A 19,171-nucleotide genomic window follows, 5' to 3' on the forward strand; every position below is an offset into this window, starting at 1 on the left:
AACGTTCACGTGAATGAGCGCTTGCGCGAACTATTTAATTTTTAATACCCTTCAAAATTAAGTGCGATTGCCATACCGTGTACTGACATGAGTCGTTACAAGGAATAATAATATCATTGCACCGATATACAGGAATTCTTTGAAAGAATTTTTTTTCATATTCATATCCTTATGCAATATGTATCCAATGAATATCTACTGTACTAGTCTCATTTTTCTATCCTCAAAATCCTTCTCAAAAAAAATTATATAGTTATAAGAATTTGATTAAGGCACCGTCAAGTTAACATACGATTATCGCAAACCAGGCTTAATCCCTAAACTTAGGGGTAGCTCATCAGCCATTGCAGTGCCCAAATTCTTAGTCACACGATCAAACAAATTTTGTTTATGTGTATAATCAATCATCGAATCGATTTTAATTACATCACGAGCTAACTGACCACTACTGGCAAATCCATCAATTAAGCCCATGGGTAATGCTTGTTCACCAGTCCAAACCAAACCAGAAAAGGTATCATTATCAACATGTAGACGATCCCCTCGTCCCTCTTTAACACGATTAATAAACTGCTGGTGTACGTCATCTAACATCACTTGTAATTTTTGTTTTTGAAAATCACTGTCAGGAGAAAATGGATCTAAAAAGCCCTTGTTAGCCCCAGCTGTTTGCAGCCTGCGAGTCACACCGATTTTGTTCATTGCCTCAACAAATCCAAAACCACTATAAATCACTCCAATAGAACCAACCATACTCGCTGGACTGGCATAAATGTCTTCAGCCGCAGCCGCAACATAATAAGCAGCTGAGGCACATAAATCCATACATACTGCATACACTTTAATATTTGAATATTTTTCTCGATAATATTTGATGGTATTGTACATATATTCAGCTTGTACCGGACTGCCTCCAGGACTGTTAATACGGATTACTAATGCCTTTAACCCTGAATTTTTATATGCTGCCTCTATGCCCTTAGCAAAGTCATCTGCATTCGCAGGCTTCGCATCAAAAAGCTCACCATTAATATCGATTAAACCAACGTGAGGTTTTGTATTGGAACCTGTTTCTTCATTACCGCTATAAAAAAGTTGATATACAACAAAAGCAATAATTAACAAATAAATAATGCGCATAAACCAACGCCATCTGCGCTTGCGTTTTTGCTCTTTGATGTAATCTATAATAATTTGATTAAGCAAAGCTTGAGAATCAGGATTAGAATTAGTAGTAAGATTGTTTGTCATATAAATTAAGTTACTTGAAATAATTAAATTAAACCCCATTCTACGGTAGATAAGCAAGAATTAACACCCATAAAATAAGGTGATCATTATGAGAATGGATAAATTAACTTCAAAATTCCAATTAGCTATAGCTGATGCGCAATCTTTGGCTCTTGGAAGAGACAATAATTTCATAGAGCCAGAACATTTAATGAAAGCGCTTCTGGATCAGCAAGGAGGTAGCTGCCGTCCCTTACTTAGTAAAGCTGGTGTAAATATCCCTTTGTTAAGAACACTTTTAGATCAGGCTTTAGATAAACTCCCTAAAGTGGAAGGTGTAGGTGGTGAGGTGCATATTTCAAACTCATTAAATAGACTATTAAACCTTACCGATAAATTGGCACAGCAAAAAAAAGATAATTTTATTTCCAGTGAACTATTTGTTTTAGCCGCTATGAATGAAGAAAGCAGTCCCTTAGCACGCTTGCTTAGAGAGGCAGGTGCCACAACCAAAACTATTGAAAATGCAATTAACGAAATACGTGGCGGTGAAAACGTCAATGATCCAAATGCAGAAGAGCAGCGCCAAGCTTTAGAAAAATATACATTAGACTTAACGGAACGTGCTGAACAAGGTAAATTAGATCCCGTTATTGGACGTGATGATGAAATTCGTCGTACGGTGCAAGTATTACAACGCCGCACTAAGAATAATCCTGTGTTAATTGGAGAACCTGGTGTTGGTAAAACAGCCATTGTCGAGGGGTTAGCACAACGCATCATTAATGGTGAAGTACCAGAAGGTTTAAAAAATAAACGCTTACTTTCCTTAGATATGGGAGCTTTAATCGCTGGTGCAAAATTCCGTGGTGAATTTGAAGAACGGCTAAAAGCAGTACTTAATGATCTCTCCAAACAAGAAGGGCAGATCATACTCTTTATTGATGAACTTCATACCATGGTTGGTGCAGGTAAAGCTGAAGGTGCAATGGATGCCGGTAATATGTTAAAACCCGCTTTAGCCCGCGGAGAATTGCATTGTATCGGTGCCACCACTTTGGATGAATACCGTCAATATATTGAAAAAGATGCCGCCTTAGAGCGACGCTTCCAAAAAGTTTTGGTTGATGAACCAAATGTTGAAGATACCATTGCTATTTTACGTGGTTTAAAAGAGCGCTATGAAGTCCATCATGGGGTTGAAATTACTGACCCTGCAATTGTTGCTGCTGCAACACTGTCGCATCGCTACATCACCGATCGCCAATTGCCTGATAAGGCTATTGATTTAATTGATGAAGCCGGTAGTCTTATTCGCATGGAAATTGACTCCAAACCCGAAAGCATGGATAAATTAGAACGTCGTTTAATTCAATTAAAAATTGAACGTGAAGCATTAAAAAAAGAGCATGACGAAGCTTCTAAAAAAAGATTGGACGATTTACAGCATACGATTGATGAATTAGAACAAAATTATTCTGATTTAGAAGAGATCTGGAAAGCAGAAAAGGCAACCATGCAAGGAGCAACGCAAATTAAAGAAGCATTGGAGCAAGCAAAATTGGAAATGGAAACTGCCCGCCGCGCAGGAGATTTAAGTCGTATGTCTGAATTACAATATGGACGCATTCCTGAATTAGAAAAACGTCTGGTACAAGTAGGTAGTGGTGAAGAACATGAAACCAAGCTTGTCCGAAATAAAGTCACTGAGGATGAAATTGCCGAAGTGGTGTCCAAATGGACTGGCATTCCTGTGTCCAAGATGATGGAAGGTGAAAAAGAAAAACTACTCAAAATGGAAGAAGTGTTACACAAACGACTTATTGGCCAAAATGAAGCGATTGAGGCAGTATCTAATGCCATTCGCCGTTCACGTGCAGGATTAGCCGATCCTAATCGTCCTATTGGTTCCTTTCTATTTCTTGGTCCTACCGGGGTTGGTAAAACCGAACTCTGTAAGGCTTTGGCCGCTTATCTTTTTGATACGGAAGAAGCCATGATCCGCATTGATATGTCTGAATTCATGGAAAAACATTCCGTAGCAAGACTTATTGGTGCCCCTCCAGGATATGTAGGTTACGAAGAAGGAGGTTACTTAACTGAAGCCATTCGCCGTAGACCTTATTCAGTGATTTTGCTTGATGAGGTGGAAAAAGCGCATAGCGATATTTTTAACATCCTATTGCAAGTAATGGATGATGGGCGTCTAACCGATGGTCAAGGACGTACAGTTGATTTTCGCAATACGATCATTGTCATGACTTCGAATTTAGGTTCGCATGTTATCCAGGAAATGGGTAATAAAGCCAGTTATGAGGAGGTTAAAAATGCTGTCATGGAGCTTGTCACTCAGCATTTCAGACCAGAATTTATCAACCGCATTGACGATACTGTTGTTTTCCATTCGTTAGCCAAAGAACAAATTGCCAAAATTGCAGAGATCCAGATCGAGTATTTGCGTAGGCGATTGCAACAGCAAGACATTCTCCTTGATGTCAATGGCAATGCATTAAATCATTTAGCTGAAGCAGGTTTTGACCCTGTATATGGCGCCAGACCGCTAAAACGCACAATTCAACAGCAACTTGAAAACCCATTAGCACAATCAATTTTAGCTGGAAAATTTAAATCTGGAGAGGCCATTAAAGTAGACTTTAAAGATGGTTTAATGCAATTTAGCACCAAATAACTTCCTTTTTAGTCCGTGCTAACGAAACGTACACGGACTTTCCAATGCCAAAGCGGGTTCAGGAACAATTTCATGTTGCTCTTTTGCTCGCTTTTCCTGCAGTTCTTTTTCCCGCCTCTCTTTTTCCCGTTGCTCTTTCATTGCTTGAGATAACTTGCTCGTAACATTAGTCAAAATAGTCAACATTTTCCCACGGCCATCAAAAAAATCACAATTTAAAACAGGCGGTAGTTCAGACTCAACATATACCCGGAGCTTCTTGGTGCAATCACAATGTTCCTCTTCAGTAAGACTCTCCTCAAGACTTATAGACTCTTCGATTTGATGTAACACATCAGAATTAATGCTTTTATCATTTAACCATTCTTTACTCTTTAATAATAATGAGTAACCACCACAAAGTATTAAACGGTTGTTAGTAATGTTGGCTTTTTTTAGAGCATCAAAAAAGTCTGGAAAATTGCTTATTTTTTTCCATATTTCAGGAGTCTCATATATATGACCGACTAAAAACAATAACTTATCTTTAGTGACAATATAGGTATAGGCTTGTTGTTGCGCTTTTTCATTCTCTTTTGGATCACCTATCCTGTGAATACAATCTAATTTTTCCTGAATATATTCATTGATATGTTTTTTTATAGTCAGGTAATTTAACTGATAAAATTCCTTGCTCTGACTCTCTAAATATTTACGCCATTGCTTAAGCTCCTCTTCAAATATTATCCGATCTTTCTCAAGCTGCTTAGCCAATGAATCTATAAAGTAAATAGCATTAAATTGAAAAATTACTTCAGCGCCACGAATCTTATAACTGTTAATTAAATCGTCTAAATGTGTTTGAAAATTTGGATCGTTATTAAAATGTACAAATGTCTTATATTTAGGCTTTTTTACAACTGTCTTCGTAGCGTCAATAGTTTCTTCATATTCAACATCCGCATACATAAGCATACGAAATGCTGATAAGCCAGTATAAATTGTATAATCATCGAGTGCTCTCTTGGTGACTTCTAATGCAGCACATACACCTAAATATAAGTCGCTGTTCTTCGGTTTGGAAAACCATCTAAAAAGTGAAAGAGAGTAATTGCATGATTCTTTTATTCTCAAATAACGATGAATCAACGCACCTAATAAATATAAAGAAGCTGTAGCTTCGTCTTCAGGAGTACATTTTACGTCTAGATATTGTCGACGTAACTGATTCGTTATATTTGAAAATACGTCACGAGCAGTAACATGAACAGTGTCACAGTCTGTAATAATAAATTTATTTACACGCCCAATTAAAACTTCAAGACTAGTTTTTTTTTTGCTTTGTGAAGAAATATCTTTATTTGGATCTTTTATTGTATATCGCCCTAGCTTTATTGAATACCAACTACTTATAGCGGCAATTTCTTTTATGCTCTTCTCATATTCTGATAAAAATATCATATAACCTCCTTTTCACTCATTTCTGAATTCTAAAAGATCCAACCCATCATAATGTCCATTTGGAGTTAGCTACCAAACATTTTTTAAAAACTCCATTAAGATTTCATTCATCTATACTACAATGATTAAGAGTCCAAGCTTAAATTCAATTTTCTTTTTTTGTATTTTGAATCTTTGCTATTTGTACATGAATATTAAACCTCTCTCGATAGTACAAAAGATTACAGAGTAAAACGCTTATCAATAGATTGGATTAGTTGCTGATGAATTCCATTAAAACCCCGATTACTCATGACCAATACTGCATCTCCTTCTCGCACATGATTGGAAACTTCACGCACAATCTCATCAGTATCTTGGCAAATACGGTAAGGGCAAGTCCAATGGCTTATTGTCTCTTGCAGATTAAAATCATAAGGCCTCAGAACATAGGCGCCGTTAACGCCTGCTAATGCAGTAGCCATTTCTGCAGCATGTACACCAGTTTTCATAGTGTATGACGCAAACTCTAAAACAGCAAAAATACGCTGATGTTTCTTACTGCGTATCAAAGCATTAATAGTTCGAGTAATTGCAGTTGGATGATGGGCAAAATCATCATAAACAGTAATGCCATGCTGATTCGATTTTACTTCCAAACGTCGCTTTACTGGTGTAAAACTCTCTAAGGCTTTTGCCGCTATTTTGGGGTCAACTCCTGCATTCACACTCGCAGCAATAGCAGCAAGGCCATTTTCTACATTAAAACGGCCAATAAGTGGCCAGGTTACCTCGGCAACTTCTTGCCCATGATGCATTATTTTAAAGGAAGCTCCATTGTCTTCGAGTAATTGTACTGACCAAGAAGCAGCACCAGCAAGTGTGATATCCTCTATTCGAGAATAAGTACCGCGTACAAATACTTCATTTAAAGCCTTATCATCACGAGGTTTAATGGCCACACCACTGGCAGGAATAGTACGTAAAAAATAATGGAACTGTAATTGAATGGCCTCAAGATTGGCATAAATATCGGCATGATCAAATTCCAGATTATTTAAAATAGCAATTCGCGGACGATAATGCATAAATTTAGGGCGCTTATCAAAAAATGCACTGTCATACTCATCTGCTTCAATTACAAACCATGGACCACTCCCCAGACGCGCGCTCGTATTAAAATCAGAGGAAACTCCGCCAATTAAAAAACCAGGATTTAAACCAGCTTGATCTAAAATCCATGCAAGCATTGATGTTGTAGTAGTTTTACCGTGAGTTCCTGAAACAGCAATCACTTGATATTTTGATAAGATATTCTCTGCAAGCCATTGTGGCCCTGAAGTATAAGACTTACCTGACTCAAGAATTGCTTCTAAAACGGGCATTCCTCGTTTAATCGCATTCCCAACAATCACTACATCTGCCTCTAAAGCTAAACGAGTATCTTCATATCCTTCAATCCAGGAAATTCCTTTTGCCCGGAGTAAATCACTAATTGGTGGATAACAATGTGCATCACTGCCTGTTACTGTATGACCAGCATCGCGAGCAAGGAGCGCTAAAGCGCTCATGAAAGTTCCACTTATCCCTAAAATATGTAGATGCATAATTCTCTCATTGTAATAAAGAAACGGTTAAAATAGTGACTGCGATTAAGCCAAATGCAACAAGTACCGATTGGCTGGCAGTAGTATCTAGTGCAGAAGCTTTCTTTTAATAAACAGATATCCCAAATAGCGCTCTAATACAAGATGAACCATTTAATCCTTCATTGTTAAATCATTTCTCAAAGTGTAGTCTAATCCAAATTAGGATGAACTTTCATTGCTCCTTGCCCTTCTTGAATTAGTTCACTTTTTTTCTTAACAATACTTAATTGCTGGACTACAGGATGATTCCAAGGCCCAGAAACCTTATAACTATAAGCTGAAATCTTTTGCATACTTTGGTTGATGATTTTAGTAGCAACCCAGGCAGCAACTCCAGCAACTGGTCCACCGGCAATTGTTGCCACAATAGGCAAGCTTGCTGTGATATGCGGTGATATTTTTAAATTCAGATCATATACTCGTCTCACTAAATTTAAGTCACCTTTCATACTAACATAAGCAACAGGACCATCAATATAACTGTCTTGAGTACTCATAGTGCCTTTACTAATACCAAAATTACCTTGAAATATATCAAAGCTATAGCCTTGATGGGCTAAATCGCTAAAATCAAGCTGTAAACGTCGGGGTATGGTCTGTAAGCTTAAAATACTTAAAAGCTTGCCTAAATCGAGCTTTTCCTCTGTTTCCTTGCTTAAATCCGTAATACGCCCATTTTTTAACTGAATATACATTGCACCATGTACTGATGCTAATGAGAAGCGTAGTAAGCTATTATTCCAGCCACCTTTAAATTCTACATAACCTTTTTTCGCATCAACTGCAGGATAGAAATTCCAACGCGCCAAGCTCTTTGACAAACTCGTCATATCCAGACGTACATGAGCATTGGTCCGATTGATACCATTTTTATAGATCCACTCGCCTTCAATATTAAATTGATATACTGGTGAATCAATACGACAATATTCCAAAGACCAACGCTCATGTGTCGATTTACTTTTTAAAGTCACATCACCAATATCTATTTTCCCTACTGAGAAATTATCAATTTGTAAATTAAGCCCTGGAATTTGATCCGGACGTAAATTTGTTATCTGACCATTGGAAGAATTCAGATTTTCGCTATCTAGTTTTTTTAGATGCAAATGGTGCACCTCACCACTAAGTTCATTCGTAGCAGAACGATAGATTAAGTCCCCTGCAATATTTTCTTGCGATAGATGAAAAGACCAATCTTTATTGTGTAATAATTTCGCTTTCACTACCATAGAATCAAATTGCTGATTTAAGAATCGCAGCTTGTCTAAGGTAACATTGATAATTCGTAACTTATTCGCAAAATTTGCATTTGTTTTGGCCGAAGAAAATTGTGTGTATACATTTTTCCACTCACCTAAATCAAATCCTTTTAACGAACCTACAATTGCAAGTCCTGGTAATTTTGGGTTGCCCACAGGAGTACTTCCCAAACGTACTTGGCCAGAATAAAAACCTAAAGCGCCATTAATTGTTTTAAATAAAAGATCAGAACTTAATCGATCGTCATAATTTGATTTTAAGCCGATTGAATTATCCGAATTTAAATTAATATCCACCGTTAAATTTGCTTTATCTTGTTGTTTCTTACCTAATGGTTCAGGCAAATTAATTGCCAATCCTTGCAGTGATGAATTAAAACTAAAGACATCCGGCTCTGAGGCTTTATTCGCTAATTTTAATACTGCTGTTATCGGAAAACTACCATTTAAAACAGAAACCATGGGAAGATCAAATTGACTTTTTAAAGAATCTACAGTCCATACTCCATCTGCTGTAATCGTCGTCGCTGCAATAGGAGTTTTTACCGATTGCACTTTAATATTTAATTGATGGCCTAATGCAAAAGCAGTTAGTGCGCTATCATTAACCCCTTCTTCATTAAAGAATAGCTTTCCCACAACTTCGTTCAAAGCGAAATTAACGAATTCGTGTTTGACTAAAATTGTATTGTCATTAAAAGTGAGATCCCCTTTCGCCAAAATCTTATCGTTTTCAGGATAAAGTGGCACTTGGATGTTTAAATTAAGTTGTGCAGAACTTTTAATGGTTAATTGTTTTAAAAGGTCTAATTTTTGCTTTAAAGGAGAAGCCATCACATAATTTACCATTTTTTGCACTGGGCCTGTGATGCTCCCATTAATCACCATATTTTCTTTATTTTTACCAATATCATCGATTCGTAAATTCAAATCTCTTGCAGGCACCCCCTGAAAATCAGCATTGATAATATCGATATTTAAGTCACGGTTTTTAAGCTGAATATTTGCTTCTAAATCTTTAATGATTTTCCATTTTTGGTTAATAAATAGTTCCCCACCTAAAACATGGCTGTTGATTAAAAACTCACCCTCTTTATTATCAAAAGGAAAATCTTTCGCTAATCCATTTAAGCTAATGGTGCCACTCATGTCTGCAATATGTTTCAAGTCTTTAGTTAACCAAGCATACAATTTAGGTTTGAGTTTATTCTCAGGTAAAAAAGCGGCCCACTGCTCAATATTTTTACCCGAAAACTCCGCACCCAACCGAATATGACCTATAGAATTCTTACTCACCTGATCCACAGCGCCTTGTGCACTTAAAGTAAAATCGGTCTTACTTAAAACGAATCGTTCCAAACTAATGCGTAATCCATCATTCAATTCTTTCCAATCACAAGCCCCATTCAGTAAAGATAAAATTTGCTTAGGATAACCATCAACATGTATTGTGGTGTTTTCAGAATCCAATTCCAAACGTCCTTCATTTGGCTGCCAATTGATTACTCCAGAAAGATTTTTTATCTCTGGAATATGCATTTTGGCATTTCCATTCCAGCCTAATTGTTCAAAACGAGTTAAAATATAGCTCACCTCATGCTCATGCGTCCAAAGATCTTGAGCATCTTCCAAGGTTCTGCTTGTAGGAATATTAGCTTTGAGGGCAAATGCAGAGGTAATTGAGGGAATATGAAATGAATTATCATTAATTTTTACTAATACTTGCGTATCATGCAAAATACCTTCAGGATGTAATTGCAGTAATTTATCAACACTCTTAGGCCAATTCACCGCATCGGATAATAAAGAATGAATGATGATGTTTTTCACAAAAAATTGATAGCTTTGTTGTTCTCTATTGTATTTAATTAAGAGTTGATTTTCTGGCCAATTGACATCACCAATACGTAATTGAATGTGATCGCCACGTAATTGCCAACCTTCGTCATCGGGCAACCACGATAAATTAGCAAAAAAGTATTGCACTAATTGGCTATTTTGATTATTTAATAGGCGCCAGGCCAAACGCTTTAGCGTAATATGTGCCTGAATAGAAGAAATTCTCCCCTTTTGTACATCCATCCATAGTTTAATTCCACCTTTACCACTCTCCAGATGTTCTGTTGCTTTTGGAAATAAACTTTGCCATTGCGCAGGTAAAATATTTTGTGCTGAAAAATAAAATTTTCCATCAATATCTTCAAAATGTTCGGGATCAAAATAACCATCACCAAGTAATTCAAAATCAGTGCTGTTGGTCTGCTCCAAACGTGCATTGCCTTTTAGTTTATAATGCCCACCACTATTTAATATCGAAACATTAAGGCCATCAACGGGAATAATTCCACCGTCACTAAAATAAAAATAAGCAGAAACCCGCTTGATAATTAAGCGTTCTTGCTGTGATAACCAAATTAAGATCTGCTTTGATTTTTCGGGAGTCACCTCATCGTTATTAATTGTATCAGTACTGATGCCGTCAATAGTCCAATGCCCTACTCGTTCCCTAAGGGTTAAATGCATGTCATCTATATAAAGAACACCTGGCTGAATTTGCCAATTCCAAATGGATTTAAATAAGTTAATGCCTACCAATAATTTATTTAAACGAAATATTTTTTTTGAGTCATCACCTAACGTTACTTGATTTAATTTAAGCACTGGCTGGAACCAATACCATCCGGTTTCCATGGTTTGAATAGTTACTTGCTGCCCAAGAAGTGAGGAAAGATGTTTTTCTACATCATGCTTATACTGTATCGCCCAAGGCGTTAACGAGCGGAAAATGCTGGATAAAACAGCCATAAAAATAATTAGGATGGCCAAAGTCATCCAAATCTTTTTTAGTATCTTATTCACTATATTTGCTTCAATTACTCGTTAATCTCATCACTATACCATTGCTTTTGCGCATACTCATCATTTTCTTTTTGTTCTTGGCGCATCAACTGCGACTGTTGCTTCTTTTTAACCCGTTCTATTAATAGATTAACCCCTTCTTCAGAGACTTTAGCCTGTTTATAGACAATTTCCGCCCGGCTACGCACTTTAGCCAGCTGTGCCAAATGAGCATTAAGTTGCCCTAGAGCGGTATCAATGTGCGCAATAAAATCGATGCGATTGCGAAGATTGCCAACATGCGATCCTTTCTCACCTAATAACTCTAATTGTTTTAAATAGTCTTGTCGATATCCTACTAATTGGTCATGTTTTAATTTGTTCTTTTTAAATTGCTCTTGAGCATCTAAAAATTGCTGATACGCCACTTTGGTCATTTCTTTTTTGATATTCCATAATTGCGTTAAGCGGTCCAATCGCTGATTCATTCATTAGCTCCTAAATGATGAAGCTAATTGAGATAATAAATTCACACTATCATTATAGTTGAATTGCTCATTTATTCCTTGCTCCATATACTTTCTAATTTGCTCCCTTGCCAAAATAGCCTTATCCAAATTGGGATCAGTGCCTTTGACATAAGCACCGAGCAAGATAAAATCTTTATTCTTTTCATAAAGAGACAAATATTTTTTTAACAACAGCATGTCATTCATTTGCGAAGGAGATACCACTGCTTGCATCACACGGCTTATCGATGCTTCCAAATCAATCGCAGGATATTGACCTTCTTCAGCTAAATTTCGACTTAAGACAATATGGCCATCCAAAATTGCACGTGCTGCATCCGCTATAGGATCGTGTAAATCATCGCCCTCCGTGAGTACCGTATAAAATGCGGTAATCGAGCCACTGCCAGGTTCACCAGTACCTGCACGCTCTACTAACCTGGGCAGTTTAGCAAATACTGAAGGCGGATATCCTTTGGTCGCTGGTGCTTCACCGATGGACAAAGCGATTTCTCGCTGTGCTTGGGCAAAACGAGTTAACGAATCCATTAATAGCAATACATGTTTGCCTTGATCACGAAAATATTCTGCGATGCTCGTTGCAACTTTAGCTCCATGTAAACGTCTTAAGGGGCTTTCATCTGCAGGAGCGGCAACGATCACTGCTCGCTTTAAGCCTTCTTCGCCTAAATTTAGCTCAATAAACTCTTTGACCTCTCGACCACGCTCACCAATTAATCCGACCACCACCACATCAGCTTTAGTAAAACGCGTCATCATACCAAGCAGTATCGATTTACCCACACCACTTCCTGCAAATAAACCGATTCGTTGACCTCGGCCTACAGTAAGCAAACCATTAATAGAGCGAATTCCAACATCTAAATAAGTATCAATGGCCGCACGTTTTAATGGGTTAATTACCGCACATTCAAGTGGGTAAGTCTCAGTAAGCTCTAAAGGTGAGCCATCATCAATAATAGCACCTGAACCATTCACGATACGTCCTAATAATGACCACCCTGTTTCCACCTGCGCCACCCGTCCTGTGGGCGTAATAATCATACCTGGAGCTAAGCCTTGAATAGCACCTATAGACATTAAATAGGCATTATCGTGATTAAATCCCACCACTTCTGCTTCAATCGAATGCGTTTCATTCACCTTAATAAAACAGCGAGCGCCTACCGGTTGATTAAAACCTTTAGCTTCTAAGGTAAGTCCAATAGCTCGACTTACTCGACCACAATGTAATAAGCCTGATGCTTCTTTTTGACGTACCTCAGAGAGAATTTTAATTAAACGTGACTCATAGCTATCCATGAATTAATCCTGTACTTGGATGGGCATAAATAAATTATCTTTAGTAATATATTTTGCAAATAAACTAGCAAAACGATTGTGGATACGCCCATCTAATTCGCTGTACTCACCCTTAAGATAGAAATCTCCCCGGTTAAGTTCAGGATCAGCCATTAAAATTTCATGCAAGCCTGGAATTTCATTTTCATCCACTTCAGCTTGGATCCAGGCAACATCCAACGGGTGCATTGCGAGTTGACGATGATTATTTAAGGTAGGTAATTCTGCTTTGACTTTATTCAATAAATCACGTAATTTTTCGGGCTGGACAGAAAGCTCTACCGCAATACAATGTTGGCATAACCAAACTATTGTTTGTATTATTTCTTGGGTAATATGTTCATCCAGTAACTTGACCGGATTTTTTATCAGCTCAAACCAGTAAGCAAGTTCTTTCTTTTTTTCATCGAGTTCCGCTTGCGCTTGTTGAAAACCCTGCTTATAACCTTTCTCTACTGCCTCTTGCCGTAAAAGATCACATTCTATACGAAACGCTTCTTGTTCATCAACTTCGACGGCTTTCTCCTCTTTAGACTCTTTTTTTACAGATTGATATTCCCAAGTATTAAATTCATTTTCATTATTTTGTTTTTTATTATAAGGCTCAAATTTATTCGGCATACAAAATCCTTATTATATTAAGATCCATGTGTAGGTTGGGCCTTGGCCCAACAAATTGAGAAGAGTGTACAAACGCCTGTTGGGCCAACACTTACCTGGGTTTAAATCATCTCATCTCCACCCTTGGCTCCCAAGGCAATTTTACCTTCCTCTGCCAGGCTCTTTGCAATAGCCAAGATATCGCGTTGCGCTTTTTCCACATCAATAACTTTAACAGGACCTTGTAACTCTATATCTTCACGTAACAAGTCAGCAGCACGTTTAGACATATTCGTAAATATTTTTTCCTTCGTGGGTTCAGTTGTGCCTTTTAAGGCCAGCTTTAATAATTCAGGAGAAACATCCCTCAATAAAGTTTGTACACTACGATCATCCATCTCTACCAAGTTCTCAAATACGAACATTTTATCGCGAATTTTTTCGCTTAACTCCTCATCCCAATCCTTAATTTTATTAAGAACTTCATCCTCCATGGCTCCATCAAAATAGTTAATGACATCAGCAACGCTTTTAATGCCTCCAATAGATGCGGTTTTACTTACTTTTTGCCCACTAAGTTGTTTTTCAATAACCTGACCAAGCTCTGTAATTGCTTCGGGCTTTACCGTATCAATATTGCACATACGTAGTAAAACCTCTGAGCGTTTGTCAACACTAAAGTAGCTCACCACTTCTGATGCTTGTTCACTATCGAGATGGATTAATATGGTTGCAATAATTTGCGGATGCTCGTTACGAATTACATCAGCGATTAAGCGTCCATCTAACCATTTCAAACGATTGAGACCACTGTCTTTATCAGATACTAAAATCCGGTCAATCAGAGGAGTTGCCTTTTCTAAACCTAAGGCTTCAATTAATACCGTTCGCAAATAATGCTCCGTATCAACAGTAATGCTTGTCTGATCCCCTATTGCATTAGTAAAATCAAGCAAAACATTTTGCATTTTTGCCTTGGTTACTGTACTTAAAGTAGTCATTGCTACTCCTACTTTTTGTACTTGTCTTGGTTCTAAATGCTTCATTACTTCTGCCGCATTTTTTTCTCCCATACTTAAAAGTAGTATGGCTGCACGCTCTATTCCATCCATTTTTATCCTCGATCAACCCAAGTTTTAACTACCTGCGCAACACGCTTGGGCTCTTTATCAACAACTTGGCGTAATAAATTTAACTGCGATTCATAGTCATTAGCATCCTTGACGGCAATACCACCATCATAAGTCAGCTCTCCTCCTTGAGCTTCAGGTTCTTCCAGATAGGGAATACCATCAGCCCCTTTATTGCTTGCCAATGTTTTCAACATAGGACGTAACACACCAAAAACCATGGCAAGTATAAATAAGGCACCCATGACCTGCTTAATTATTGACCAAAAAATCTCTTTTTGCCAAAATCGCTCTTCGGGTATTGGCGCAATCGGATCTGGTTTCACAAAATCGCTATTGATGACATTAAGGCTATCACCACGTTGAGTATTTAAACCAATTGCATCAGCAACCAAAAGTTTAATCTGATTTATCTCTTTGGCTGTTAATGCTTTTTTAGTCACGGCTTTAGTTTTCTCATCGATTACACTGGGATTATCTACTAATACAGCTACAGACAAACGTTTAATTGTACCTGGCTGATTTCTAGTATGACTAATAGTCTTATCCAACTCAAAATTCTTAGTGCTTTGCGTGCGTGTATCACCAGACTGTGAGGTATCTGTTGTTGGCTGTGCAGTTGGCGTCGTAGGTGGTGCATTGGGATTTCGAGCAGCCAAGGCTGGGCTAGGTTGTGGCGTATTCGATAAAGAGCCAGGAACCCCCATAGCTTCGCTAGATGAAGTTCGCTTTTCTTTCATGGTTTGCTCGCTACGTAATGCAGGAAGTTCTGGATTGAATAATTCTTGAGTTTGTTCATAACTCGTAAAATCAATATCTGCAGAAACTTTAGCTCGAACCCGCCCATAACCTAATAAAGGCGTTAATATTTCTTGAATTTTTTGTGCAAATTGATGCTCTAAATTTTGCCGATATTCAGAAAAACGCTCGGTTTCTGTGAATAATGTTTGACCACCTCCCTCATTTAGCAATTGACCATCCTGATCAACTACAGTTACTCGACTTGCTGATAAGTTGGGAATACTGGAAGCCACCAAATTAATAATAGCAGCAGTTGTGTGTTTTTTAAGCTCTAGACCGGAATAAACGTCAATAAATACGGAAGCACTGGGTTGATGCAAATCGCGAACAAAAGCAGATTCGCGTGGCAGTGCTAGATGCACACGTGCGGATTTAATGTCATTAAATTTACTAATAGTCCTCGCTAACTCAGCTTCAAGTGCTTGTTTGTAGCGCGCATTCTCCATAAATTGGCTACTATTAAATGCATTGCCGCTATTAAATAACTCTTCAGAACCTACAGGGTCACGGGGCAAACCCTCTGCTGCCAATTTAAGACGTGTGCTTTGTAGACTTTGTGAAGGAATCAAAATGGTGCTGTTATTATTATCTATTTTAAAGTCTATGCCATTACGCTCCAATGCCGATACCACTTCAGCAGTATCACGTGCATTCATTTGTGTATACAAAGGAACATAGTTTGGATCACGAGACCATAAAACAACCGCTAAACCAATCGCCACACTCGCTGCTAAGCCAATTAATAAACCAATCTGACGAGGAACAGATAAACTTGCAAATTTTGCTGCTACCATTGACGCATTATCAGCAAATGCCATATTAAACTCCTATAAAATCTACCATGTAAAATAAGGTGGGATGTTTATTTGTCTATACTGGCATGCTCATAACGTCTTGATATGCTTGCAAAAATTTATTTCGAACACGTAGCGCGGCTTCAAGTCCAATATTAGATTTTTGGGTTGCAATCATTACTTCCCCAATACTAACCTTTGGATCACCAAGCTCATAACGAGTTTTTAGAGAATCTGCTTTAAAACTTAGATCGCTAACTTGCTGCATTGCTTTTCGAAAAACAGAACCAAAAGAAAATTGATTTGTTTCTGGCTCAGTGATTCCTGCTTCAGCTTTAGCTGACATAGATTGCATTTGATTAAACAGGTTAACGGTATTAACTTCATTCATGACCTTATTCTTCCTTTTTACACAAACAATATTTCTTATTTTTATCGTTATGAAAAACCTGAGTCTTGAACACATCCCGTCCCTGATGCCCACAACTGCCAGAATCTCAAAGATCCCCAACAACTACGTTTAAACTACATAACCTTCTTCACGCATTTTTGCTAATTTGTAGCGCAAAGTTCGCTCGCTAACTCCGAGTAAAGTAGCCACTTTTTGGCGATTTCCTCCATTTTCTAATAAAGTTTTTTCGATTAACTCAAATTCATGTACTTGCAAATTTTTACTCTGCGCTGCAGTCATGGTTTCTGATGTGACTGTAGAGGCGGATAATTGCAAATGCTCCCCTTCAATTATACCTTGAGTTTGCAGCACAAGTGCTCTTTGAATCACATTATCTAACTCACGAGCATTCCCAGGCCACGGATAAGCAAGCATCATTTTTTGTGCCGCAGGGCTAATAACTGGAATAATAGGTTGCTTGTGTTGGCAATGTTTGCGGATCAGGTAATTAGCTAAAGGAATAATATCATTTTTTCGCTCTCTTAAAGGATGCCACTGCAAAGGAAAAACATTTAAGCGATAAAATAAATCCTCTCTAAAGCGTCCTGCTAACACTTCATCTTTAAGTAATCTATTGGTTGTTGCAAGAATACGCACATCAAGGCTAATTGTTTTATTGGAACCAATGCGCTCCACTTCTTTTTCTTGCAATACTCGCAATAATTTTGCTTGCAGACTTAAAGGCATCTCGCTAACTTCATCAAGTAATAAAGTTCCACCTTGGGCCTGCTCAAATTTTCCGGGAGTTGACTTATATGCCCCAGTAAAAGAACCTTTTTCGTAACCAAATAAAGTAGCCTCTAACATTTGCTCTGGAATTGCAGCACAGTTAATAGCGATAAAAGGGTGTTTTTTACGTGATGAATGATCATGAATGAAGTGAGCTAATACTTCTTTACCGGTACCACTCTCACCACTAATCATGACACCCACATCAGATTGCGCTACTTTTAAAGCCATCGAGAGCAAAGCTTGGCTTTTAGGATCTTGGGCTATTGGCTCTCCAGTATCCTCGTCCATTTCAACTTTAATAAACTGATTAATTTTTTCGGTTAAGAGCTGTGCACTAAAGGGTTTTTGTAAATAGTCCACCGCTCCACGACGCATTGCGATGACCGCATCTTGTACTGAACCATAAGCCGTCATTAAAATCACCGGTAAACCTGGGCGTCGTTTTTGGATTTCATCCAATAATTGATTACCATCCACTATATCCATTCTTATGTCAGTAAGAACTACTGCTGGACTATGCAATTCAAGTAAAGCCAAAGCTTCCTTACCGTCTTTAGCGGTAATATAAGTATGACCTGCTATGGTCATCGTTTCAGCTAATGCTTCTCTTAATACTGGATCATCTTCAACAATTAGAACATGACTCATATCAAAGTCCCTTTTTCATACTAATGTTATTACTTGGTTAGCGCATCATGGCAAATACAGATTAACCTGCGTGCCTACCCCTTCTGTAGATTCTAAGCTTACATAACCACCATGGGCTTTCACCACGGCATAAACTACTGCTAGACCTAAACCAGTACCTTTTGCTTTGGTTGTATAAAAAGGAGAAAACGCATGGTTTTTTACCTCTTCTGACATACCCTTACCATTATCATCAATAGATATTTGTATACCGGAATTATCCATAGATGCAAGAGTTATGTATACTTCCGTAGCATCTGATTGTATTGCGTTAATCACTAAGTTTAAAACAGCACCAATTAATGATTCACCATGAATCATTCCTTCACGTTTAATTAGTTGGTTATTAACCTGAAATAAGACAGAATGCGTTGTTACATAGGGTTGGGCGCGATGCTCTAACTGAGCGCACCAATAATCCATATCCATGCGCGTCGGTTCAATGGTGGTACCTCTGGCAAATAGCAATAAATCTTGAATTTGTTGCTCAATACTGCTATGACACTCTTTCAAGCGTAAGATCCAAGCCTCAGCACGTGGCTCCATTTCGGCCACTGTGTTTAGGTGATCAGTATAAAGCATTGCTGATGCTAAAGGGGTTCGAATTTGATGGGCTAATTGAGCGGTCATGGTGCCAATGGAAACCAAGCGTTTTTCGTTTTCTTTGGCTTTTTCATAATCGCGAGTGGCAGTAATATCGGTTAAGCTGATTAAAATACCTGGTAAGCTGTCTAATGTAGCCAAAGCAACGTGTACACGTCGCCCATCCGCCAAAGAAACCTCGTGCCCATCATCAGCACGTGGTACAAAAGCACGTAAAAGAACATCCAACCATAATGAACCTAGCAAGCCATAGCCTAACATCGCTTCAGCTGTAGGATTAAGCCAAACCATTCGACCTTGGGAATTAATAATCACAAGTGCAGTAGGCAAACTGGACAAAATATCCCATTCAGATAGAGAAATCTGTGGCCTTACCGCACATGTTTGATAATTTGAATAATGCATTCTGGACGTT

Annotated in this window: 13 protein-coding genes; 1 reads left to right on the forward strand and 12 read right to left on the reverse strand. The window is 38.0% G+C overall.

Annotated features, from left to right (window positions below; all coding sequences use genetic code 11):
* Positions 1-294: 294 nt before the first annotated feature.
* Complete coding sequence (locus QM652_RS04160) at positions 295-1,251, reverse strand: S49 family peptidase (RefSeq protein ID WP_415073147.1); 957 nt, start codon at positions 1,249-1,251, stop codon at positions 295-297.
* An 88-nt stretch (positions 1,252-1,339) separates the two neighbouring features.
* Here QM652_RS04160 and clpB point away from each other — a divergent pair, with 88 nt between their 5' ends.
* Positions 1,340-3,919 (forward strand): ATP-dependent chaperone ClpB, encoded by a 2,580-nt coding sequence (clpB, locus tag QM652_RS04165; protein WP_415073149.1) that lies wholly within the window; start codon positions 1,340-1,342, stop codon positions 3,917-3,919.
* 18 nt (positions 3,920-3,937) lie between these two features.
* Here the strand turns inward: clpB and QM652_RS04170 are convergent, their stop codons facing one another.
* The 11 genes from QM652_RS04170 to QM652_RS04220 form a co-directional block, all read right to left on the reverse strand.
* Complete coding sequence (locus tag QM652_RS04170; protein WP_415073151.1) at positions 3,938-5,359, reverse strand: hypothetical protein; 1,422 nt, start codon at positions 5,357-5,359, stop codon at positions 3,938-3,940.
* 221 nt (positions 5,360-5,580) lie between these two features.
* Entirely contained in the window at positions 5,581-6,945 is a 1,365-nt protein-coding gene (gene mpl, locus QM652_RS04175) for a UDP-N-acetylmuramate:L-alanyl-gamma-D-glutamyl-meso-diaminopimelate ligase (protein ID WP_415073153.1), read from the reverse strand.
* A gap of 191 nt (positions 6,946-7,136) precedes the next feature.
* The gene (locus QM652_RS04180) at positions 7,137-11,081 is read right to left on the reverse strand and encodes a YhdP family protein (protein ID WP_415073207.1); all 3,945 of its coding nucleotides are present in this window, start codon (positions 11,079-11,081) and stop codon (positions 7,137-7,139) included.
* A 41-nt stretch (positions 11,082-11,122) separates the two neighbouring features.
* Positions 11,123-11,575: a flagellar export protein FliJ gene (gene fliJ / locus QM652_RS04185; protein WP_415073155.1), complete on the reverse strand. Its 453-nt coding sequence runs from the start codon at positions 11,573-11,575 to the stop codon at positions 11,123-11,125.
* Between the two features lie 3 nt (positions 11,576-11,578).
* Positions 11,579-12,919 carry a flagellar protein export ATPase FliI gene (gene fliI / locus QM652_RS04190; protein ID WP_415073157.1) on the reverse strand — a complete coding sequence of 447 codons (1,341 nt, stop codon included), beginning with the start codon at positions 12,917-12,919 and terminating at the stop codon, positions 11,579-11,581.
* A 3-nt stretch (positions 12,920-12,922) separates the two neighbouring features.
* Entirely contained in the window at positions 12,923-13,579 is a 657-nt protein-coding gene (locus QM652_RS04195) for a flagellar assembly protein FliH (protein WP_415073159.1), read from the reverse strand.
* Positions 13,580-13,680: 101 nt separating this feature from the next.
* A complete protein-coding gene (gene fliG / locus QM652_RS04200; protein WP_415073161.1) occupies positions 13,681-14,670 on the reverse strand; it encodes a flagellar motor switch protein FliG in 990 nt (329 codons plus the stop codon).
* A 2-nt stretch (positions 14,671-14,672) separates the two neighbouring features.
* A complete protein-coding gene (gene fliF, locus QM652_RS04205) occupies positions 14,673-16,307 on the reverse strand; it encodes a flagellar basal-body MS-ring/collar protein FliF (protein ID WP_415073163.1) in 1,635 nt (544 codons plus the stop codon).
* A gap of 52 nt (positions 16,308-16,359) precedes the next feature.
* Positions 16,360-16,674, reverse strand: a complete 315-nt coding sequence (gene fliE, locus QM652_RS04210) for a flagellar hook-basal body complex protein FliE (protein ID WP_415073165.1) — start codon at positions 16,672-16,674, stop codon at positions 16,360-16,362.
* 129 nt (positions 16,675-16,803) lie between these two features.
* Entirely contained in the window at positions 16,804-18,114 is a 1,311-nt protein-coding gene (locus tag QM652_RS04215; protein WP_415073167.1) for a sigma-54-dependent transcriptional regulator, read from the reverse strand.
* Positions 18,115-18,159: 45 nt separating this feature from the next.
* A complete protein-coding gene (locus tag QM652_RS04220) occupies positions 18,160-19,161 on the reverse strand; it encodes a sensor histidine kinase (protein WP_415073169.1) in 1,002 nt (333 codons plus the stop codon).
* Positions 19,162-19,171: the final 10 nt, after the last annotated feature.

The organism is Legionella sp. (genome assembly GCF_047605385.1).
In the GTDB taxonomy this organism is placed as follows: Bacteria; Pseudomonadota; Gammaproteobacteria; order Legionellales; family Legionellaceae; genus Legionella.